Source organism: Bacteroides caecigallinarum (genome assembly GCF_016901995.1).
Lineage (GTDB): Bacteria > Bacteroidota > Bacteroidia > Bacteroidales > Bacteroidaceae > Phocaeicola > Phocaeicola cellulolyticus.
On record NZ_JACJLE010000244.1, the window covers coordinates 1 to 219 of the forward strand.

At 36.1% G+C, this 219-nt stretch carries 1 pseudogene; it reads left to right on the forward strand.

From position 1 onward, the window contains the following. Nucleotides 1-219 (forward strand): annotated as a pseudogene (locus H6A61_RS15820) (group II intron reverse transcriptase/maturase); the annotation flags it as partial.

Below are 219 nucleotides of genomic sequence, written 5' to 3' on the forward strand. Positions count from 1 at the left end.
TCTATTACCCGATTTATCGAGGGTAAACTTCATTTGAGAGTAAACAAGGAAAAGACAACAGTCTCATATGTCAAAGGTGTAAAATACTTAGGTTATTCCTTTTATAACTGCAAAGGTAAATTTGAATTATGCGTACACTCCAAATCTAAAGTCAAGATGAAGCTCCGCTTGAAAGAGCTTACAGGTCGTAGCAATGGAATGGGTTATGAACGTAGAAAG